Annotated in this window: 13 protein-coding genes; 5 read left to right on the top strand and 8 right to left on the bottom strand. The window is 57.5% G+C overall.

Annotated elements, in window-relative coordinates:
- Positions 1 to 1,577 (top strand): phospholipase D-like domain-containing protein (locus tag ACODSD_RS07645; protein WP_488877103.1); only part of this gene is annotated, 1,577 nt, incomplete at its 5' end.
- A gap of 34 nt (positions 1,578 to 1,611) precedes the next feature.
- On the opposite strand, the gene ACODSD_RS07640 is transcribed toward ACODSD_RS07645, so the two are convergent.
- The 5 genes from ACODSD_RS07640 to licT all read right to left on the bottom strand — a co-directional run bounded on the left by ACODSD_RS07640 (position 1,612) and on the right by licT (position 7,736).
- Entirely contained in the window at positions 1,612 to 1,920 is a 309-nt protein-coding gene (locus ACODSD_RS07640; protein WP_253313584.1) for a DUF1484 family protein, read from the bottom strand.
- Positions 1,921 to 1,977: 57 nt separating this feature from the next.
- Positions 1,978 to 3,357, bottom strand: coding sequence for a carbohydrate porin (locus ACODSD_RS07635; protein ID WP_488877102.1), 1,380 nt, complete (start codon positions 3,355 to 3,357; stop codon positions 1,978 to 1,980).
- 122 nt (positions 3,358 to 3,479) lie between these two features.
- Complete coding sequence (locus ACODSD_RS07630; RefSeq protein WP_488877101.1) at positions 3,480 to 4,877, bottom strand: glycoside hydrolase family 1 protein; 1,398 nt, start codon at positions 4,875 to 4,877, stop codon at positions 3,480 to 3,482.
- Positions 4,878 to 4,900: 23 nt separating this feature from the next.
- Positions 4,901 to 6,763 (bottom strand): PTS beta-glucoside transporter subunit IIABC, encoded by a 1,863-nt coding sequence (gene bglF, locus ACODSD_RS07625; protein ID WP_488877100.1) that lies wholly within the window; start codon positions 6,761 to 6,763, stop codon positions 4,901 to 4,903.
- A 154-nt stretch (positions 6,764 to 6,917) separates the two neighbouring features.
- On the bottom strand, positions 6,918 to 7,736 hold the full coding sequence (gene licT, locus ACODSD_RS07620) for a BglG family transcription antiterminator LicT (protein WP_107801716.1): 819 nt from the start codon (positions 7,734 to 7,736) through the stop codon (positions 6,918 to 6,920).
- Between the two features lie 1,049 nt (positions 7,737 to 8,785).
- Here licT and ACODSD_RS07615 point away from each other — a divergent pair.
- From ACODSD_RS07615 to ACODSD_RS07605, 3 genes are all read left to right on the top strand, one after another.
- The gene (locus ACODSD_RS07615) at positions 8,786 to 12,139 is read left to right on the top strand and encodes an EAL domain-containing protein (protein WP_488877099.1); all 3,354 of its coding nucleotides are present in this window, start codon (positions 8,786 to 8,788) and stop codon (positions 12,137 to 12,139) included.
- Between the two features lie 503 nt (positions 12,140 to 12,642).
- Positions 12,643 to 16,134: an AAA domain-containing protein gene (locus ACODSD_RS07610; RefSeq protein WP_488877098.1), complete on the top strand. Its 3,492-nt coding sequence runs from the start codon at positions 12,643 to 12,645 to the stop codon at positions 16,132 to 16,134.
- A 476-nt stretch (positions 16,135 to 16,610) separates the two neighbouring features.
- Complete coding sequence (locus ACODSD_RS07605) at positions 16,611 to 17,855, top strand: peroxidase, FMP-type (RefSeq protein WP_488877097.1); 1,245 nt, start codon at positions 16,611 to 16,613, stop codon at positions 17,853 to 17,855.
- 186 nt (positions 17,856 to 18,041) lie between these two features.
- Here ACODSD_RS07605 and ACODSD_RS07600 read toward each other — a convergent pair whose 3' ends face one another.
- Positions 18,042 to 18,701: a BRO-N domain-containing protein gene (locus ACODSD_RS07600; RefSeq protein ID WP_488877096.1), complete on the bottom strand. Its 660-nt coding sequence runs from the start codon at positions 18,699 to 18,701 to the stop codon at positions 18,042 to 18,044.
- A gap of 459 nt (positions 18,702 to 19,160) precedes the next feature.
- On the opposite strand from ACODSD_RS07600, the gene ACODSD_RS07595 reads away from it, so the two are divergent.
- On the top strand, positions 19,161 to 19,589 hold the full coding sequence (locus ACODSD_RS07595) for a CDI toxin immunity protein (protein ID WP_488877095.1): 429 nt from the start codon (positions 19,161 to 19,163) through the stop codon (positions 19,587 to 19,589).
- 338 nt (positions 19,590 to 19,927) lie between these two features.
- Here ACODSD_RS07595 and ACODSD_RS07590 read toward each other — a convergent pair whose 3' ends face one another.
- On the bottom strand, positions 19,928 to 20,434 hold the full coding sequence (locus ACODSD_RS07590; protein ID WP_488877094.1) for a primase 1D-like protein: 507 nt from the start codon (positions 20,432 to 20,434) through the stop codon (positions 19,928 to 19,930).
- Between the two features lie 65 nt (positions 20,435 to 20,499).
- Positions 20,500 to 22,011, bottom strand: coding sequence for a dGTPase (dgt, locus tag ACODSD_RS07585; protein ID WP_488877093.1), 1,512 nt, complete (start codon positions 22,009 to 22,011; stop codon positions 20,500 to 20,502).
- Between the last annotated feature and the right edge of the window lie 73 nt (positions 22,012 to 22,084).

Genomic DNA, 22,084 nt, shown 5'->3' with positions numbered 1-22,084 from the left:
TGTGGGTGGCGCAGCGCGCCGTCATCACCGCCGGGCCGGCGGCCGCGCCGGCCGACCCCTTCGCCGCCGGAGACCCGCTGGCGGCCTGGCCGGACAACATCAAATCCATCTGCCCGGTGCCGCTCTTCGGCCTGCCGCGCACCGTGACGCCGCCGGGCGGCTCCCCGGCCACCGCGGCGGATCTGGCGCGCGCGCTGATGTCCGAAACCCAGCCGCGCCAAGGGCCGCGCATGCCCACCATGGCGCGCTTCGACGCGATCGTCGTCACCGGCGTCCCCAGCGCCAACGTATCGGCGGGGCTGGACTGGGACGCGGTGCTCAGCGGCGGCCGCTGGGCGCGCGAAAGCCGATCGGCGGACCACGCCAACGCCAACCCCGGCAACCCCGCCGGCCCGGACACCCATGCGCCGGGCGTGCGCGTCACCGGCGCGCTGGCTTACGACCTGGCCCAGCACGCGCTGCGCCGCGTCCAGCCCATCTTTCCCTTGCCCGGAGACAGCACGCCGGGCTGGATCGCCATGTCCGGCGGCAACAACTTCAACCCGCCCGCCGCCGCGCCGGCGGCCACGCCCGGCAGCTCCTCGGGCGTGGCGCTGGAAACGGTGTGCGCGGTATGCGAAACGCCGGAGCTGTCCTTGCTGCCCGACGACAACCCGCTGGGCTCGTCCTCGCCCATCACCTTCCAGAACCTGCTCAACCAGCTGGCCGCCGCCTTGGGGCTGGGCAGCGCGCCGTCCATCACCATCTCCAACGAAGACCGGCTGATCAACGCGGTGCGGCGCGAATTCTTCGTCTCCAAGCACGGCAACCGCGATTCGCTCTGGGCGCTGACCCGCGCCATCGGCGAGGCCGATGAACTGATCTACATCGAGACCGCCGGTTTCGCCCGCACCGCGCGGCCCAGCGGCCCGCCCGCCGCCTATGAGATAGACCTTGCGCAAAAGATAGCGGACCGGATGGCGGCCAACCCCAATCTGAAAGTGATTGTCTGCCTGCCGCGCGAGACGGACTTCGCGCCCGCGTACGCGCCCTTTGTGCGCAGGGCGATCGCCCAGCGCAAGGACGCCGTGGACATCCTGCAAAGCGCCGGCGCGGCGCGCGTGGCGGTGTTCCACCCGCGCGGCTTCCCCGGCCGCTGGGCGCAGCTGCGCACCACCACCGTCATTGTCGACGACGTCTGGTGCCTGAGCGGCGCCACCCATTTCCGGCGCCGCGGCATGACCTTCGACGGCAGCATGGCGGTGGCCTCGTTCGATCGGGACATCGCCGGCGGTTACAGCCGCAAGGTGAGCGCCTTCCGCCGGCAACTGATGGCGGCCAAGCTGCAGGTGAGCCCAACGGACGCGGCGGGGCTGCCGGCCTCGGAATGGCTGCGCCTGCAATCGCCCGCCGCGGCCTTTGATCTGATCTCGGATCTGCTGATGCAAGGCGGCCTCAGCCGGCTGGCCCCGCTGTGGCTGGGCCCGACGGATGCGTCGGTCATCCCGCAGAGCGAGGATGTCGCCGATCCCAACGGCGCCACCGGCGCGTCCGGGCTGCTGACCCTGGCGGGGCTGCTGAGCGAGAGCAGCACCTGAGGCCCGCCGGCCGCCGACAGGGAGGCCAGGCGGGCTAGACCAGGCGGTTGATGCGGCTTAAGCCCTGGCTCAGGCGCTGTTGCAGCGGCTCCAGCAGCGCCGCGGCTTCCTCGCTGCTCCACAGCAAGGGCTCGTCGCGGCGCTGCAGCAGGGTCAGGATGGCCTGCAGGCCGAGATGGGCGGCGCGGATGTCGATCAGGCCCTGCGTCAGACGGGCGTCCATCTCTTCGCATTGCCGGGCCAGTTGCCGGCCAAGCTGCGGCAAGGCGCTCTGGTCCTGTGCATTGCTCAGGTTCTGGTTCAAGCGCCTTAATTGCTCCATGGCGGGCAAGGTCGTTGTCATGGCATTCCTTGATTCACCCATTTGAAAAACCAAAGTTGGTAATGCCCGGGTTCAATATCAGAAATTGACCGCGGTTTTCAGGCCCAGTACCCAGGCATCTGAAGTTTGGGCAAGGCCGCCGGGGCGTCCCCAATACTGGATCAAGGGTTGCAGCTCCAGCCATGGCGCCAGCTTGAAACGGTAATACAGCTCGGCATTCACTGATGATTCCGGCAGAGGCGCGTAACGCGGATCGTTATAGTCTTCGACTCCGTTTTGCTGGTTCAAGAAATTCTGGCTGCGCCGAAAATTGGAGCTGCCTTGCATTTTGGCGACGCCCAAAGCCAGCCAGTCGTTTGGTCGGGCGTCAAAGGGACCGCGATAACGTAGGGCCAGCGAGGTGGAGTAACGCGATGCGTTGCTGCGCTGGTCCGCCAGGCCCAGGCTCCAGGCCAAGCTCAGTCCTCGGTTGGCGTTATCGGCGTGGCGGCTCAGTTGCTGGTTGAAGCCGGTATACAAGAACCATGTGTTGCGGTACTGGCGATAGCCCCCTGGGTCCAGCGCGCCGGGGCCGCCGGATTGGCCAAGATAGAGATCCGTTTGCTTCGCATTGGTATACAGCAGACCCAGGCTGTAAATGCCGGGCAGGCCAAAATGGCGGGTTTTCCATTCCGCTTCCAGCGGCAGCAGAATGCCGCGGCTGCCGTCGGTGGATACGCTCCAGGCGTGGCTGCGCGACGGCGCTTGCGGGTTTTGCTCCAGCAAGCCGGCCAAGAGGGTCCATTCCGGCGTGAGCTTGTACTGCACGGTGCTGCCCCAGTAATGAACATTCCAGTTATACCAGGTGCGCGAGTCCGCTGATTTGCCGCCGCACAGGCTGAGCATCTGGAAATCGCAGGGGATGATCTGGTCGAAGTCCTGTACCTTGTTCATCAGTCCTATCCGCCACTGCAATTTGCCGTCGAGAAAGCTGCGGCGGAAGGTCAGCCAGCCCAGCCGGGTAATGGACTGGCCGCCCCAGCTTTCCTGCGCCAGGTCGTTGAAGCCAACGCGAGGGTTTTGCAGCCGCGTGCTGGTCAGATTGTTGTCATGATTGCGGTTGACGATATTGCCCTCGATTGCGGCATTGGGCATGCCGGTCAGCGCCTCCAGGTTTTGAGTGAAGGTCAGCGAAAACTGGTCGATGTATTCGGCTTTCTTGTCCGTGTTGTAACCGCCTTTGGCGTTGTAGGCGGTTTGGCTGATATGGGCCAGCTGGTATTCGAAGCCATAAGTTTGCAATGTCTGACGCAGCCCGAGACGACTGCTGAGCAGGTCGCCGGTTGGCGGCTCAAACCCCAGGGCAGTGCCGTTCCAGCTACGATTTTCCGCGAGGGCCACGGTGTACAGCAAAGCGCCAAAGATCAGACTCAAAATCCGTAACGAAGACCACATGGTAGTGAAAAAAGCGAAGCGCATGATTCTCTCCCAATGATTCCGGCGGCTGCCTAGGCGCGGGCAAAGCTCGCCCCTGGCCTATGGCAGCGCCCTTGGTGGTTTGGCCCGATGTTGGCAGGCCGCGAATATTCCCGTTTCTGCGATTAGCCGGCCGGCTTAAGCGTATGTCCCCGGCTGCGGATCACGTCTCGATACCAGTAAAAGCTGTCCTTGCGCCGTCTCTCCAGGCTGCCTTGGCCTTGGTCGTCCAGATCGACGTGGATGAAGCCGTAGCGTTTGGACATCTCCGCCTTGGAGGCGCTGACCAGATCAATAGGCCCCCAACTGGTGTAGCCGAGGAGTTCCACGCCGTCGTCCAGGGCCTCGGCCGCTTGCAGCAGGTGATCGTTGAGGTATTGGATGCGGTAGGGGTCGTGGATGCGGCCGTCCGGCGTCACCTCGTCGCGCGCGCCCAGGCCGTTCTCCACGATGAACAGCGGCTTCTGGTAGCGGTCGTAGAGCAGATTGAGCAGGTAGCGCAGGCCCTGCGGGTCGATCTGCCAGCCCCATTCCGAACTGGGCAGGTGAGGGTTGGGCACCATGCCCAGCACGCCGTTTGCCTGTTGGCCCACTGTGGGATCGGCTGAGGCGCAGCCGGACATGTAGTAGCTGAAGGAGATGAAGTCTACGGTGGAGCGCAGATCCGCCAGGTCGGACGCGCGAATCTTCAACGCTATGCCCTCCTCGCGGAAGAAGCGCCGCATATAGGCCGGATAAGCGCCACGCGCCTGCACATCGCCAAAAAACAACCAGGCGCGATTTTGTCGCAGGCTGGCCAATTGATCATCCGGCAGGCAGCTTAGCGGGTAGACGATGTCGCCCAGCAGCATACTGCCGATTTTGGCATCCGGTATCAGTTTGCGGCAGGCTTTGACGGTGCGGGCGCTGGCCACCAGTTGGTGATGGATAGCTTGGTAAACCGCTTGCTTGCCGCTGTCCGGCGGCAGACCGACGCCGGTAAACGGCGCGTGCAGCGCCATATTGATCTCATTGAAGGTCAGCCAGTATTTGACCTTGTCGCGATAGCGGGCGAACACGGTGAGGGCGTAATGCTCAAAAAAGGCGATGGTCTGGCGGCTGGCCCAGCCGCCGTATTGCTGGGTCAGCGCATAAGGCATTTCATAATGCGATAGCGTGACTAGCGGCTGAATGCCGCGCTTGGCCATCTCGTCGAACAGGCGATCATAAAACGCCAGCCCGGCCTCGTTGGGCGCGTCCTCGTCGCCTTGGGGAAAGATGCGGCTCCAGGCGATGGACACGCGCAGGCAGCTAAAGCCCATCTCGGCGAACAGGGCGATGTCCTCCGGATAACGGTGATAAAAGTCTATGGCCTGGTCCTTGAGGCCGCTGTCGCCGGCCACGCGCTGGGTGATGGGGCCAAACACCCCTTGTGGCAGCACATCCGAGGTGGACAGGCCCTTGCCATCGGCCAGGTAAGCGCCTTCAGCCTGATTGGCGGCCAAAGCGCCGCCCCATAGAAAATCAGCGGGAAACAATGTCATCTCTATATCTCCTGATGCGGTGGTTAACGACTGACGGCCAGCAGAGGGGCCAACTCCGCCACCTCGGCCATGGTGAGAGGCTGCACTTGCGGGCAGCCGGGGTTGCAGATCAGCACCAAGCTGGTCATGTCGAAGCCGGCCTCGGCAATGGTGGCGCGGTCAAACTCCAACAGCAGATCGCCCGCCGTGATGGCGTCGCCTGTCCGGACATGGGCGTTGAAGTGGCGGCCATCGAGCTTGACGGTGTTGATGCCGATATGGATCAGCATTTCGGTGCCGTCGTCGGCGACGAGCGCCAGGGCGTGGCAAGAGTGGAATAGGGATTTGACCCGGCCGCCAAACGGCGCCACCACCCGGCCGCTGTGGGGCAGGATGGCCACGCCCTTGCCCAGCACGCCGCTGGCGAAGGCGGGGTCCGACACGGTGTCGAGCGGCTGGGGCTGGCCATGAATCGGGGAGAGGATTTGATAAGACGATGTGGCATCGACCGCGGTTGGAGCCTCTGCCGTCGCGGCGGCCGCCGCCTCGGCCTTGGGCTGGCCGAAGAAGAAGGTGAGCAGCGCGGCGAGACTCGCGGCCAGCAGGCTGCCGGCAATCGCGCCCCAGACGGAGAAATCGACGCCAGTGGGCGGAATTGTTTGGGAGAAGGTAAAAATGCTGGGCAGATTCGGCGAGTAGACGCTGCTGCGCGCGTAGCCCAAGATCAAGCCGCCCAATGCGCCGCTGACGCAGCCAAAGAGGAAGGGGCGTTTTGTCGGCAGCGTCACCCCGTAGATGGCGGGTTCCGTAATGCCGAATAGACCGGAACTCACCGCTGAGCCGGCCAATGACTTCATGCGCACATCGCGGGTGCGCAAGAAAACCCCCAGGGTAGCGCCCACTTGGCCCATGACCGCCGGCAGCAATAGTGCGCCCATAGTGTCATAGCCCAGCAGGCTCAAGTTGTTGTACATCAGCGGCACCAGGCCCCAGTGCAAGCCAAAGATCACCAAAACCTGCCACAAGCCGCCTAGCGCCGCGCCGGCCAACATCGGAGCCCAGTCGTAAAGGGTTTGAAAACCATCCGCCAGCAAGCGGCCTAGCCCGGTGGCAACTGGCCCGATCAGCAGAAAAGTCATGGGGGCGATCAGACATAAGCAAAATAGCGGGGTCAGGAAGTTTTTGATGGCGGCGGGCAGGATGCGGTTGCACTGAGCTTCAAGACGACTGCTGGCCCACGCGGCAAGGATGATGGGAATCACCGAAGAACTGTAATTGATGAAAACGATGGGAATGCCGACAAAATCCAAGGACAAGCCGCCGGTTTGCTGAGCGGTATTAAACGCTGCGATGGAAAGCGGGTGAGTGAGCGCGCCGCCCAGGGCCATCGCCGTGAAAGGGTTGCCGCCAAACTTTTTGCCTGCGGTATACCCCAAGGCCAGCGGGAAGAAATAAAACAAGGCATCGCTGGCTACAAACAACAATAAGTAGGTGCCGCTGGTTTCGCTGATCCAGTCATTCACCAGCGCCAGCGACAACAAGCCTTTCAGGATGCCGGAGGCGGCCAGGATGCCCAAGGTGGGAGTGAAAATAGCGGAAACCACGTCAATGAAGCGGCTAAGCAGACCTTCTTTCTCCGTGGCCTCTGCCGCCGGAGCCTCGTCGTCCAGCTTAATGACTTGGCAAATGGCTTGATAGACCTCAGCTACTTGGTTGCCGATCACCACCTGGAATTGCCCGCCGCTCTCCAGCGCAATGAGCACGTCGGGCAGGCTGTTCAAGCTTTCGGCATGGGCCAGCCCCGGGTTGCGCAATTTGAAGCGCAGACGGGTGGCGCAGTGCACCAGGCTCAGAATATTGTCCTTGCCGCCCACTCCCGCGACGATCAGCTTGGCGAGTATGTCCATTGTTCTCCTCCCTATGGCGAGCGAACGCTCAAAAAAAAACCTGACCGCGCCCGCCCGCAATGGGGGAGGCGTGGTCAGGTTTTGCCTGTTCTAGACAGTAACAACCCTGTTGATGTCTCGGCGGCTCAAAGCCGCCGGCGAGTAAAGATCAGGCTTACAGACGGCTGATGTGAATGGCGAGGAACATCATCTCGTCCAACTCAAGTTCCTTCTGGTACTGCTCCCAAATAAAGCCTCTAACGCTTTCCGCGCTGCGCCACGCCTGCGGGTAGCTTGCCTTCACCGCCGCATGCAAGGAGGCGTCTCCAACAGGCAATGTCTGCTGCGACAACACGCGTTGCGCAAAAAACTTCAGGTGGGCAATGAAGCGGTGGTAGTTCAGCATTTGCTCGTCAAGCTCACGCCCTTGCTGGTAGGTGACAATCCGGAGTATCTGCTGCATCAATTGGGAAATGGCTTGCATCCCGAGAGCCTCGGTTGATATTTGGGCATTGGTCAAATGCCAGGCGATGAACCCCGCTTCATCTTCCGGCAGGCTCAGACCCAGGCGCTGCTCAATCAGCATCAGCGCTTGCTGACCAAGAGCGAACTCTCTTGGGTAGAGCCTGCGCATTTCCCATTGCAGCGCGTTGTGGAGGGCAATGCCCTGGCGCTGGCGTTCAATCGCGAAATGGCAGTGATCCAGCAGCGCCAGATACACCTCCTCGGGCAGTTTGCCCAATTGCTTTTTCGCCAGGCTGAGGATATCGGCGCACACCGCCATCACCTCCGCGGGGATGCCGCTCAAGACTTCGCTCAAGCGGGATGTCAGCTCATGGTTTTGCAAGGCGAAGAGTTTTTCGATCCGGGCCGGGTCCAGCGCGTCTCCCGGGCGCTTTTGGAACCCCAGGCCGCAGCCCATGGCCACCAACTCATGCTGGTGTTCGTCCAACACGAGGGCCGCGTTGTTGTTCAAGATTTTGCTGATTTTCATAGCGCACACCCTGAAAACAAAAAAACCTGACGGCTTGGCCTCAGCCAAGTCATCAGGTTTTGCCTGCTTGCGCAGTAACAATCCTTGAGCACATACATCCGGTTTGACGACGCGGGAACCCTGTCACGGCTTTGGTCCCAAGTGTCATCAACGCATAAGACCATAGGATGGTAGGAATGACAACTTAATTTGTTAAAAATATGATGATTCAACGCCGACTGATGCGGGCGTCTGACAGAGCGGGCAGCCGGGGGTGGTTTAGCGGCCGTGGCGAAAGAGAGGGAAGGCGTCATTGCGGTCTCCAAGTCAGTGTTGGAAACCCGTCGTTCCGCGGGCAGGGAACGGCGTCGGGGCAAAGGCTGTGCAACTGGCTGGCGCAATCGTCCAGCACCGCGGTGGCGGCGCAGGCCAGATGCTGCAAACGGGGTTGATGTGACTGTGCGGCGTGGGATTGGAAGGCGTCAAGCGCATGACGCAGGGTGGCGAGGCAGTTCAAGGCCAGGGCGCAGGCGGCCAGGGTTTGGCTCTGTGGATCAGGCGGTGGTTTGGCGAAAGCGGGGTGCGGATGGGAAGGGGGCATTGCGGTCTCCTAGTCAGCTTTGAAGCCTGCCCGGAGAGGCTTGGACAGGCACGTGACAAGGTTGGAAGACCGGAGACCTTTCAGAACCGGTAGCCCGTGAAGGCTCCCTGCCACGGCCTGCCCAGGAGTGGGGACATGCGTGGCACCAGACGGGCTGCGGTCTTTTGGACTTGAGCTGGTCTGGGGAAAGGTTTTGTGGGCTTCCAAACCCGGCGCGGCGTTATTGGGCGCAGCGCGAGGCACAGGGTACTGAGGCGGGGGTGGGGCGTCAAGCCAATGGCGGAGGAGAGGAGGGTTTCTTGATTGTCATCCTTCAAAGGATGCGTCGTGGTTCATCAAGTTGGAATTTTCAAGGGGGAGCGGACTGGAGTTTGTGGGGCCTCAAGACCAAACCCTTGGTTAATGCCTTGTTCTACCGTGGCGGAATTTACTATCTATATAGGATATTGATTGGGGTCAGCACGCCGGGGTGGACATTTTGCCAGACCGATTTGAAGCCAAGTTGCGAGTCGCCATTGCCGTTGCCATGTTGTTTGTAGCGGCGCTGTCGCTTTCCATCTGGAAGGTTGTCGACAATGCCAGTCAAGCCGCGCACTGGCTGGCGAACAGCGTTCTGGTCATGGACCAGTTGGCGCATATCCGCGGCGATACCACGCAAGTGGAAATGAGCACTCAGAACTATCGCCTGACAGGCGATGAATCCAATTTAAAGGAGCGCGACAGGGCAATTGACGCGCGCGAGCGCTTGCTGGCGCAGCTTCGTGTGCGAGTCGGCGATAGCCCGGAACAGCTTAAGCGTTGGATGGCTCTGCGCAGAGTCGTCAATCAGCGATTGGCAATCTCCCGTGAGGTTGAGCGCTTGTATCGCCAGCAGGGCGGAACCGCAGCCAGCGCCTATGCGACGCAAGCGCCGCTACGCGCCTCCCGCACACAGGTATATCGCTTGCTGGACGAAATGGACCGGGAAGAGCACCACGTGTTGGAACGGAGGCAGATCGATTATGAGCGCTCACAGCAGTGGCAGCTATGGTGGAACGGCCTGAGCGGCATCACGCTTTACCTGCTGCTGGCCGGGACTTTTTTCATGGTGCGGCGGCAATGGCGGGCGCTCAAGGCCAGCCGGGAGGCATTGGCGTCCAGCGAGGAAAGCCTGGCCGCCACGCTGCATTCGATTGGGGACGCGGTTGTTTCCGTCAATGCGGCTGGCTTGATTACCCGTTGCAACCTGGTGGCCGAGTTGCTCACGGGTTGGCCTGCCGCCGAGGCCGTCGGCGTGCCCCTGTCACAGATATTGACCGTGCGGCGGGATAAAGACGACCGGGCTATCGATTTATTGGCGTGCGGCACAAGAATGGTGACTCAGGCCTTGCACATGCCGGAGTCCTGGCATGGGGAACTGGTGGCGCGCGACGGCCGGCAGTGCCCGATCAGCTACACCGTGGCCCCGATTATCGCCAGCGGCGGTCAACTGAACGGCGTGGTGGTCGTATTCCATGACTCCACCGCGGAACGGGATGCCCGGCTGACCATACTGGCGCAGAATGCCCTGCTTACCGAGAGAGTGCAGGACCGGTCCTTGCGCTTGGTGGAAAGCGAGGCGCATCTGGACGCCATCCTCAGCGCAGTGCCGGTGCTGATTGCCTATGTCAATGCCGATCGCCTCTATGTGTATGTCAACGAACAGTACCGGCAGCGCTTTGCGCCAGAGCGCGTGAACATCACCGGCTGCGCCGTGAAGGAAATTCTGGGGGAAGAGCGTTACGACATAGCCTGTCCGCGCATTGACAAGGCGCTGGCAGGCGAGCCGCTGGACTATGACTGGCAGCCTTTTCCGGGGGTTTGGCAAAACATACGCTATGTGCCCAAACGCAATGAGCAGGAGGAGGTGATCGGTTATTACGTGCTGGGCATCGACGTCACCGAGCGCAAGGCGGCAGAGGAGCATATCCAGCTGCTCAACAACGAACTGTCTCAGCAAGTGCGCGAGCTGGAGCATGTCTCCCGCGCCTTGCGTACCCTCAGCGCCGGAAACCGCGCCATGTTGCGCGCCAAGGACGAGCAGGAGTTGCTGGACAGCAGCTGCCGGGCCATTGTTGAGGCCGGCGGTTACGACACGGCGGTGATCTGGTATGGCGACGGAGAGGCGCAAGAGCTACAGCCGATGGCTCAATGCGGCTTTGCCGGCGGGCTGGACGAACTGAAAGGCATTGTCCTGGGCAGGGCCGATGCCGCCGGCGGCATCAGCATCACGCCGACAGCCGTGCGTACCGGCAAGGTGCAACTGGCGCGCGACATGCAGAACGACAGCCGGTACCAGGCGCTGCGGGCCTTGATGTATGGGGCGGCATCCGGCCTGGCCTGCCCGTTGCGGGTGGATGGCCGCGTGATCGGCGCCCTGACCATTTACGACAAGCAGGCGGATACCTTTGACGACGACGAGATTGATTTGCTGATTGAGGCCAGCGCCGATCTCGCGTTCGGCATCGGCTCCTTGCGGGCGCAGCGGGAACGAGAGCAGGCCCGCGCAGCCATGCAGCAAATGCTGCGCCATGATCAACTGACCGGCCTGCCCAATATGTTGCAGTTTGAAGAGGCATTGACGCTGGCCGTTGTGCACGCCAGCCAGGAGGGCCGCATGCTGGCCGTGCTGCAGTTCAATATCGAACGGCTGGGGGAAATCAACGAGGTGCTCGGCTTTGCGCAGGGCGACCAGGTATTGCGTGAGTTTGGCGCTCGCCTGAGGGCTTGCCTGCCCGCCGCCGCGTTGGCCGCGCGCGTGCGAGGCGACGAATTTGCGGTCTTGCTTCCCGGCGCCGATGCGCAAGAGGCCTTGGTGCTGGTCACGGCGGTCACCTGGACGATGACCACCGCTTTTGAAGTGGCGGGGCTGACCCTGGACGTTGCTGCAAGAGTGGGAATCGCGCTGTTCCCTCAACATGGGGGGAACGTACACGATTTGTTGCGTCACATGGGCAAGGCCGCACAGCAGGCCAAGCAGCGAGGGGTGGCTTATTGCCTGTATGAACCGGGCAAGGGCGAGACGCAGGCGGAGCGGCTGACGCTGGCCAGAGAACTCCGCCATGCCATAGCGCAGGGCGAGCTGCGGCTATACCTGCAGCCCAAGGTCAGCCTGGCCGATGGCCGGGTCTGCGGCGCCGAGGCCTTGGTGCGCTGGCAGCATCCGCAGCACGGTTTGTTGGGGCCCAGCGCCTTCATTGATATCGCTGAGCGGTCCGGGCTTATCCACCCGCTGACCGAGTGGGTCATTACGGCAACGCTGGAGCTTCTGCAAGCCTGGCAGCGGCAGCGGCTGATGCTGCCCATCGCGGTCAATTTATCGGCGCGCAATCTGCAGGACGACGCCTTGCCGGACAAGCTGCGGCTTTGGCAGGAACAGCGTTCGATTCGCACCGGCTTGCTGGAGCTGGAAATCACGGAAAGTTCCGTGATGCTGGACCCGGAGCTGGCGCTGGCCTTGTTGCATGAACTGCGATGCGCTGGTGTCGCACTGTATGTGGATGATTTTGGCACCGGCTACTCGTCGTTGAGCTATCTGCAAAAACTGCCGGTGGATTACATCAAGATTGATCAGTCTTTTGTGATGAATATGTCGCAGGACAAAGACTCCGCCATGATCGTGAAATCCACCATCGAACTTGTCCACCATCTGGGACGGCTGGTGGTAGCGGAGGGAGTGGAGTCCGCCGCTGACTGGCAGAGCCTGCGCGAGCTGGGCTGCGACTATGCTCAGGGGTATTTTATTGCCGCGCCGATGCCGGCTGAGCAGTTCGCCGCCTGGACCACCACTTTCCAGGCGCCATAGCGTGGGAAAGCCTCCTGTGCCGCAAGCCGCTTTGCTTGGGTGGTTAGCTGCGGCAAGGGGTTTTGCTCCTGTTGCGCGAGCAAGCGCTGGCTTAAGCCCCGCAATGCTTTGATGACCGGCGGCCCGGCATATCCCATGGACGAGGCATACGCAGCGGAGTGCGGAGGGGAAGGCGTTATTGCGGCCTCCTGGTCAACTTTGGCGCCAGCTGGGAGAGGCTTGACCAGGCGCGCGACAAGGTTGCAAGGCCGCGATCTATTGCGGCAGCCGTCAGGCTTGGCCTCAAGAAGAGAGCGGCTTTTTGAAGGAAATGCTTAGGTAGACAGCAACGGGTTTGATATTAGTCGTGTGACATTGTTAGTTGTATGGAATATGCTTTTGGTTTTATGTGTTTTTGCAAAACCGTCGAGGACTCCATGCGCCAGAATTTCAGGTTTTGCTGGGTTTGAGGTATGTGGGAGAGGGCCTTAGCTGTCCTCGTAGAGAATAAAGAGAATGGGAAGATGACTGACGTTTTGCAGAAGTACTTAAGCTATATTCACGCATCTTTGGCCGATGCGGCTCGTTTGTCACCGGATTTACGCAGCGATGATGTCGTAGAGACTCAGGAGGAGCTGCTGCTGAGCGGCAGCATCGGCGAACACGCGACAAAAACGCTGTTCAGAAAAGTAAAAAGCCGTTCAAAGGGGACCGCGGATGACAGGTTATGGCCCATTCCCGTCCTGATCTGTCCAAGAGTTTTCAGCTTGCGCACTGAGCATGGGCGTGCGGATACGCGTCGGCCCGCCAGGGTTGCCCCAGTCATCATCTCGGCGAAGATTTGCCAAAATGGCGAGATCGTCGTCGACGACAAAGTCGAGTTCCCCGTTCTTGTCCCGCGAAATTTGCTTGAACCCACATCCTCCGAGGTGGTTATCGGCACCGTCGATGACGCTGATTCGGCCTATTCAAGATTGGCCCCGGCGAAAACCGATTGGAAGTCTCTGCTGGAGCAAGCTGATCAACTGCTGAATGAGTTGACGGGAAGCACTCTGGACGAGTTGGAGATTGACGCTTACGAGCCGCTCGATATCGCCGTGTTTATGCCGCGCGGAGCCGGCTCGGCAACTTTCTTTATCGAAGCCCTTGTCGACAGCTTACGGGGAGCGGATGCGCCGGAACTCCCGCTTCTGGAACAGTTGGTACAAGCGGCTACGGACCGGGATTTACTGGATACGCGCGCGCAATGGAGCGCTTCCCGCTTACATATTGGTCAGATGGAGCATCGATACGGTTTGGCCGATTCGCAGCGCGAGTCGCTAGCGCACCATCTGTCGAACCAGTCTTCACCTATTTTGGCGGTTGATGGCCCGCCCGGGACAGGCAAGACCACGCTGCTCCTCAGTGCGATCGCAAGCGCGTGGGTGTCCGCCGCGTTGGCTGATGCCGAACCACCGATTATTGTAGCGACGTCAACCAATAATCAGGCGGTACTCAATATCTTGCGAGCTTTCGCCGAAGTGGATGATGAGGGGACGTCGCCATTTGCCGGACGATGGCTGAGCGGCCTTGATAGCTATGGCATGTATCTCCCCGCAAGGTCGAAAGAGGCGAAAGAGAATTTTCCCGTTCATGCCATGAAAGGGATGGGCAAGGACGCCATTTATGAAGCCCAGGCCTATGAAACCGAAGAGGGCTTTGCAAGCGCGCTCGAAGTCTTTCTGGGGCACGCGCAGAAGGCCTTCCCCGGAGAGGCTTCGCTCTCGCTCGACCGGGTTCTCGTACTGCTGAAGGCAGAACTGACCGCTTGCACCGCTCAGGTCCAGGATGCCTTGCGGGCTATGGAGTTCCTGGCAGACGCGATACAGGGGCAAGCGTTGTGTGGCGAAGTGATTTTGTCTACGTTGACCGCTGCGGACGCGGAACTGAACAACCGTCAAATAGAGAGCGTTGCGGCGGAAAAGCGGATTGGAGACCTGAAGGCTTTGCGCGTGCAATGGATGACTCATTGCGCCAGCGAGCCATGGTGGATGAGCCTGCTGGCGGGCTTCCGCCTTCAGTCTCCACGGCTGCGGCGCGACGCCGCGTTTTGGGCGGAGCGGGAAATCAGTCACGGAGAGCTGGTAGGCAGTCGTTTCCGCGAACAGCGGCAGCGGCCGGAGACGGATGTGGTTTTGCTCAGCCTCTTAGCGGCTGAAGAAGTGGGTCTCGAGGGCGCTAAATACGAGGTTCAAGGCGCTAAAGCGGCCAGGGACAATTTGATGCGCGCGGTGGCGGCTCTCAGGAAGCTTGTGCCGGAATTGGGCGAGTTGACTGTCGAAACGATTCAAACCGCCTTGGATAAAGGCGCTCGCTACGATGCGTTCAAACTGGCCACCCATTATTGGGAGGCACGCTACCTTCTCGAGGTTGAGGGGCAATTGCGCGGCTCCACCGGCATGGGTGACAGCAAAGCGCCCGACAAATTGCTACGTCAATACCGGCGCTTGGCTAAGTTGTTTCCATGCTTTGTCACAACGCTTTATTCCTTGCCGAACCGTTTTACCGGATATAGCGGCGAACCTAAGCCGCTGTATGATGGCATCGATCTGCTCATCGTAGATGAGGCCGGCCAGGTGCCGTTGGAAATTGGCATGGTCTCCTTCGCATTGGCCAAGCAGGCACTCGTGGTGGGCGATGTCGACCAGATTAAGCCCATCTGGGCTATCCCGCAGCCTATCGATTTGGCGAATGCCTGGCGGCATGGCGTGATTCCCTCGATGTCCGAATCTACCTATTTTCATAAGTCTGGGTTGGATGTTTCCGCGAGCAGCCTGATGCGGCTAGCCCAGCGTGCGACGCCGTATTCGAAACATCCGGCGCGGGGCCGGGGCATGTTCCTCCAGGAGCACAGGCGATGTTGGTCTGAGATCATTACGATCTGCAATCGCCTGGCCTATGGCGGGCTACTACAGCCTTGCCGGGAGGAAGGGCCGCGGCGTATTACGCCGAGCGTAGGCTATGTCCACATTCCTGGTGTGGCATCGCGCAGCGGCACCAGCTTATTCAACCGGACAGAGGCGGCGGCCATCGCCAAATGGTTGGGACAGCGCAAGACACAAATAGAGGACGCGTACCAGGAGAGTGGCAAGTCGTTTGGCGAACTGGTTGCGGTGATCACGCCGTTCGCCGCCCAGGCGCGCACGGTGCGCCGTGCGCTGGAAAGCGAGCTAGGCAAGGACCACGGCATAACGGTTGGCACCGTTCATGCCCTGCAAGGTGCGGAGCGCAGGATAGTCGTGTTTTCGCCAACCTACGGTCTAGACACCGTGCCAGGAGAGGCCTTCTTTGACCTAGATCCGTCTATCTTGAACGTCGCGATATCCCGCGCGCAGGATGCTTTTCTGGTCTTCGGCAATATGCATCTTTTCCAACCTATCGGTGAGCATCCGTCCGCGATTGTAGGTAAAAGCCTGTTCAACGGCGGCGGCAACGAAATATCCGATGTGCCCGTTGAGTTATTGGTTCCTGGGTTCGACATGGCGCCAGCGGCGCTCATCCGGGATCTTGATGCGCATCGCTCAGTGTTGGCCGAAGCATTCGAAGCCGCCCGTAACCGGCTTGTCATCGTATCTCCCTTTCTCACCTCCGCAGCCATAGGGGCAGACCGGGTGCTGGAGAAGGTGAGTAAGGCCGTGGAGCGGGGTGTCAGCGTGACGGTTGTATCGGACCCGATGTTGAACCAGAGGGCCAAAGCCGAGTACGCGCAATGTATCGAGCGCTTGAAAGCGGCAGGCGCCAAGGTACGGGTTGCCCAGTCGCAAGGCGTACACAGCAAGTTGGTGCTGGTTGATTACGCTTGGTTGGTGATCGGCTCGTTTAACTGGCTATCCGCAGTCCGCAATGACACAAGTGGTTATGCCCGATATGAATCATCCCTGCGTTACGACGGGAGCGAGGCATTCCAGATGATAGGGCGGACGCTTCGAGATCTTAAGGAAATCGTCAACAGCCCGGCATCAATAGAACGTATCTAGTGTGCGCTGCGCCTCCTACACCCCGAGGCGTGCCGGTTCCAACAAAGGCACGCCAGGTCGTTCCCGTCGGTGGATGGAAGACGGCGGCTGCACCACAATCGCCCGGGAGGGCGACATCACCTCCACTGTGCTTGGGTTTCGGTTCTACCGTCCCCATGACCGCATTCTCTCCAAAGATGGTTTCTCAGAAAATTTCACCTAACTTAGACGTTCTTTATTCACAATAAAATAATCAATAGAATTTGTCTTGACATTGTCATGTCTAGTGCTAGGATTTTTGTATGGTGGAATTTGGTTCATCTCCGGGCTGGAGATTTGCAGAATATTTCAGCCACGCAAATACAAATTTTGCTAGAAACCCAGCTTTTCATTGGTGTGTTTTTATTTGTATAGCAAGTCCCGTAAAGCTGACACGGCTTTTATCGTCTTTTCGCTGCACCGCCCTTTATCAAAATGAATGATCATGCGAGGTGTGTATGCCTGAAAACAATGTGGTTCAAACGCCGGCTCCGCCCTATCCGGAATATTCGGATAAAGTACTGGATCAGCCGGCTGATTATGGTGTGCTGAAGCAGCTGGAAGGCACATGGGTTAACTACAATCCGGATAAGACGAATCTGGGATGGGGCTTGCATACCACCTGTATGCCGTCTCCAGGGACAAATTCTGAAACCATTTTCGGCATATTCCACTTCCTCTGTGAAAACTATACCGAAGAACTCACGTTTTCCCTGGTGGATGGCGGGGTGCGGAATCGGGGCGGTACCAACGAGCAGTTCGCGGGCGCGGTGAAATACAATCAAAGCATACAACGCGTCAGTGACGGCGTGGGCATTCACGAAGAAGATGGCATGTATTTGTGGATGAACCCGATGTACAACCATGCTGCTACCGAGGAATCCGTCATTTCTGATAACGGTTTCCCTGGGATTGCCATTGGCGCCGGCGCCAACGGGCCAAATTATGTGCCGCCTTATTCCATTGCGCGTAGCGGGACCATACCCCATGGCAGTGCGATGATGATCACCGGCGGATTTCAGGCGGACATTCCAGGCAAACCGGAATATCCCACCGGCACCGACTGTTGGACTCAGCCTTTTAGCAACTCGTGGCCAACGACTCCGCCGCCGCAAGACAATAATACGGTGCCGGCTGCCGTTGCTGCCAACCCCGTGCCCCTGGCTGGGTCTCCGCTCGCCATTTCACCCAGCATGGGCGCAGCCGCACTGCTGTCGGTTCAGGAGGGCACGCCGGCCGCGCCGCTTAATCTGGATGAACCCGCGCCGGCTTGGGCGTTTGACAAGTCATTGCCGGCCACCCAGCCGGACAGCAATCTGACTTATTTCCAACGGATTGTCGCTGACCCAAACTACCCGTATTCCGTACGCCCGGATTTGCGGCTGCGTGATGTGATCAAAGACCAGCGCATCAAAAAATACACGTTGATTCAGCTCAGCAGCAAACACAATGGCGGGCCGCAAGGCGGGGTTTTAAATACGCCCTTTGTGAGCACCTTTGCCAATGTTACCGAGATGAATCTGAACTTGTGGATACAAACGGTGATAGACAGTGACGGCTGTGAGGTATTGCAGCTTCAATATGAACAAGTGCTATTTTTTGAGTTCATGTTCGGCTCCAACGGGCAAGTGACGCGCTGGCCGCATATCCAAGTCAATACTTTGAGAAAGAAGCCGACGGGTAGGTCGCATGTAAACTACTAGGACTCTTTTGACGAAAACACCGCTTCGCAATAGTGAAGCGGTGTTTCTTATTACGCTGCGCGATTAGCCGACTAAGAGTGGCTAACAAAACTCAGTTTTACGGCTGAGGCAAGGCGCGCCGACGTAGACAGTACATTGATTACGGCAAGTCGGCGCAACGCAGCATCAGGGATTTTATCAGCCGCTCTAACTGCCTATGCGCTCTGCCAAACGCAACTGGCAGGCGGTGGCTAGCTTCACCAGTTCCGCCTTGCTGACCGGCATCTTGCCGGGCGGGGCGATTAGCTCCGCCAGGCCGCTGAGCGTGGAGACGCTGTTGTTCAGGCCGATCAGCCTGCCGTGCGGCCAGCGCTGCCGGTTGTTGGGCGCGTAATCCAGTGTCAGCACCCAGCGTGAATGCAGCCATGGGCCGGGTTCGCGCAGCACGGTGTCCAGCACCGCGCGGCTGACCTGTTGCGCCGCCTCCGCGGCGAGGGCGAGAGCCAGGTGCAGGGCTTCCGCTGTGCCAGCCGCGGCATCCTGATGCAGCAAGGCCGGGCGGGTTTCCTCCAGCCACCAGCGCCGCAGCCGCCGCGCGCCTGGCTTCCTGATGCGGCGGAACACCTCGTCCAGCTCGCCCTCGGACAGGCATAACACCGGCTCCGCCTCATCCGTCAGGCAGAAGGATTGTCCCAGCGGCTCGCCCAAGGCTTGCTGCAAATCCTTCACCTCCAGCTTCATGGACGCAGCCACCTCCGCCGCGAGAAACCAGAATCCCTCCGGCCGCCGCAGCACCCGCATTGCCAAACCTTTGGCGAAATCCAGGCGTAGCGGCGTATTCACTTCCAGACCGATCGCAGTATTCATCGCCGGGCCTCCCCAGTGAGGCGCGCAAACCGTGTTGCCAAAAACGCACGGCGATACGGGGCGCGCAAGCGCAAGCAGGCATGTGATAGGCGGTGGGGAGAACAAATAAGGGGAGGGAAGATAGAGGCGACAAACATAAGACGAGCATCCATGGTTATGGACTCCTGACGGTTTTGTCTAAAGCGCCCCCTGTTGAGAGGGGCGGCCGGGCACTTCAACACCGCCGTCAGACGGCCCGCAGATTTCCCCCGTTGCCGGGGTATTGTATGGCTGCACGCTACCCGACCATAAGCTTTGGACGTGCCAGGATAGCGGCACGACAAGAAACCTATGGACGCAAAAAAGCCACGACTTACGGGCGCGGGCTAACCGCTGACGGAGAGGTGTGTTGAGCACCAGCGGTCAATTTAACAGTGTGGCTGCTTGGGGTCAATCCAGTCAGGTAGAATGGATAGTAACTTGGCTTTGGAGATGCCTATGTCAGTTTTATTTGCCGAATGTTTGCAAGCTTTGGGTGGTGATGCGAATGTTATAAATGCCAGCGATGCTGAAGTTATTTTTTCTGATATTGAAAAGAAATTTCAATTTTCAGTATCTGGCAGTCTTCAAATCGGTAATGGGTACTTGTCGAAGAGAGGGGAGGCCAGGAGGCTGTTGGATGAATTCAATAAGGAAAGTGGATGTCTTTATGTTTTTTGGGATGATGCTGCTGTACCAGTTTTGGAAATTCCAGCTTCGTGTATTTCAAAAATTATAAGCTGTATTGATGATATTCTTGCTGTTGGATTCAAAACTTACATCTATCAACCTGAGATAGTAGCGATTATGGAAGCATCGTCATCTGGAGCAGGGGTGTTTTTGAGTCAAGACCATTTGGAGGAAGTGTAAGAGGAAGATGGGGGGCGGTTACAGATGCCCCTATCTCTTTGGGTGTCAGCCTGGAACGTGATTTTTAAAAGAGTAGAATATTTATGATGCACCTCAGGTTTTAAGCTGTTATCTGTTCAAGTGCTGCGCAGTTAGCGCGGCGCATGCTGAAACCCGGGAAGTTTTTCTTTTAAATGGCCCTTGTTGAATTTGTGAGATTATAGATTTATCTGCCGCGTGATAAACGCTGGGCTTCGCATGCCCAGCCACGAACCTATCGTGGCAATTCCGTGTACGAGGTAGGTGATGCGTTGCCCTGCGCACGAAGTGGCAGGGTACGTACGTACAGTAATGATCAATTAATGGGGAAGTTGCAATTGGGATGGCATTGCAAGATAGTGCTCTCCATTTTTTGTCCACCGCAAGGAGGCATAGCCCGCAATTAATCTATGTCCAATCCATCGGGGATCTACGGTTGGTGCCATATTTGTCTGGTTGCATAGCAAAAGCCTACCCATTAGCTTTACCCATTCTTCATGGCTGATGAGCGTTTCACCATAGCCATGAAAAGAGCGACCGCTGCTATACCACTTAATCTCATTTCTCAAAATATGGGGGAGAACGCTATTAACCTTCTCAAGGTGTGCCTTAGAACCAGTGTGCATATCAATCATTGGGAGGTGCAGCATTGTCCCATCATTCATATATATATTTGAATGAATTGCAATATTCTCTTCTGGTAATAAATTGTTAAGGGTGATGTTGATGAATTCTTCATTTAGCATTTGCTCTTTGGGTATTTTTAGAGAAATGCGATTGTCATTAATGGTGTTTGGAATGTAGATGTACTTGCTTATGCAGAACATCGATATATCCATATTGGATTTTGCAATTTCATGGAAAATCCAATATGGATGATTGGATGGTATTGTCACAATGTTTTAATGCCTGATAGTGTTCTGTATAGCTCAATGCTATAATCGTCGGTCATTCCTGAGAGAAAGTCAACAATCAAATGTGCGCGTGCCAGCCATTCAATTTCATCACTTGATAAATCTCTTAGTGATTCTTGTGTGGAAAAATTTTTATAAGCTTTGATGTGTTTTTCAGGAAATAGGCGAAGTAATTTTCTCTCTAAAACAATGGTTTTTCCATTGCCATCTTTTGTCTCTGATTCTAAAGAGCGCTCAAACCGATCTTTGTTGCATTTTAATAGTGGTTTGAATATTTCTAGAAGCCCAGATATTGCGGTGTACCCTGCGTACTCAATGAGTTCAACGCTTTGATCGCAGTACACGTACTTGCGGCAATATTCTTTTAAAAGTTCAAGAAATACGTTTGCGGATGAATTCTCCGGAAGCAGCGTGCTGATTGGTTTTTTTGTTTCCACCAGATCAATGAAGTTGGATGATGCGAATTCAACCAGGGATCTAGTGACTGATGTTCTGAAGTCTGTGAAAGTGTAGTCAATGTTTTCAAAAAAATTCTCACCCCATTGGGAGTATATTTTTGAGATCATTGCATCTAGCTGGGTAGTTAAACTGCCTTCGCAAATATCATTTTTCTTAGTGTCCCATTCTTTTTTAATCCAGCATGATGCATGGTGCAATGAGACTATGCCTTTTTCAACGCTATCTTCAAGGTCGCTAATGCAATATGAAATATCATCTGCGGCCTCCATGATTGCGGAAAGAGGAAATCTGTATGGGTTGTCCTTTTCTATATCATGTGCTGCCCATAGTCGTTTTACCAATTCTTCTTCGGCTATAAAGTAACCAGATTTTTTATATAATGGGTCAACTTTCTCTTTATTGTCGATGGTGTCTATGGTCTTCTTTTTACCACCTGCGCAACGCAAGTACTTTATGCAAGATAGCAGAGCTGTTGTGGTGAGATTTAGCCCGAATTCATCATTGTTCCACTGAAGCTTTGATAGAATTCGCAATCCTTGAGGATTTCCATCAAACTCCCGGAAATCTTGAAGAAGAACATCTAAATTATTCGTTTCACCAATGCTGGCATTGATTATTTCTTCGCCATTTGCATTGAACCATTCTTGTATTGCGGCCTCACCAAAGTGTCCAAATGGGGGGTTCCCAATGTCATGGGCAAGGCAGGCTGTTTCGACAAAAATTGCAAGAGATTTGGAAACCTGAGTATCTGTGATATTGGATTTTTCAATTATCTTGTCACTTATATATCGCCCAACTTGCGATACTTCTAATGAGTGGGTAAGGCGACTTCGAACTGCTGCATTGGGCTCAAGTGAGAATACTTGCGCCTTTTGTTGTAGTCGGCGAAATGCTGCTGAGTACAATACTCTGCCCCTATCGCTTTCAGCAGACTCTACTAATGTGGAGTGCCCTACTGATGAACCTCTAAGGCGAGTTGGCTTCAAGTTCTTCGTAAGGAAGTCTTGAATCACACCGGAATTTTCATTCATAATAAATCCATTAATTTATTTATGACAAAATAGCATTGAGTAAATAAAAACCTCGCATTGCGAGGTTTTTCCA

It is taken from the genome of Chromobacterium sp. FG22, from assembly GCF_057809415.1.
Note: the sequence above shows the minus strand (reverse complement) of the source record. Positions and strands in the feature narration are given on the sequence as shown.

Coding starts and splice junctions, on each gene's coding strand:
- bglF (WP_488877100.1), bottom strand. CDS start 6,763: ATGGACATACTCGCCAAGCTGATCGTCGCGGGAGTGGGCGGCAAGGAC.
- ACODSD_RS07610 (WP_488877098.1), top strand. CDS start 12,643: ATGACTGACGTTTTGCAGAAGTACTTAAGCTATATTCACGCATCTTTG.
- ACODSD_RS07635 (WP_488877102.1), bottom strand. CDS start 3,357: ATGCGCTTCGCTTTTTTCACTACCATGTGGTCTTCGTTACGGATTTTG.
- ACODSD_RS07590 (WP_488877094.1), bottom strand. CDS start 20,434: ATGTTCTGCATAAGCAAGTACATCTACATTCCAAACACCATTAATGAC.
- ACODSD_RS07605 (WP_488877097.1), top strand. CDS start 16,611: ATGCCTGAAAACAATGTGGTTCAAACGCCGGCTCCGCCCTATCCGGAA.
- licT (WP_107801716.1), bottom strand. CDS start 7,736: ATGAAAATCAGCAAAATCTTGAACAACAACGCGGCCCTCGTGTTGGAC.
- ACODSD_RS07600 (WP_488877096.1), bottom strand. CDS start 18,701: ATGAATACTGCGATCGGTCTGGAAGTGAATACGCCGCTACGCCTGGAT.
- dgt (WP_488877093.1), bottom strand. CDS start 22,011: ATGAATGAAAATTCCGGTGTGATTCAAGACTTCCTTACGAAGAACTTG.
- ACODSD_RS07630 (WP_488877101.1), bottom strand. CDS start 4,877: ATGACATTGTTTCCCGCTGATTTTCTATGGGGCGGCGCTTTGGCCGCC.
- ACODSD_RS07640 (WP_253313584.1), bottom strand. CDS start 1,920: ATGACAACGACCTTGCCCGCCATGGAGCAATTAAGGCGCTTGAACCAG.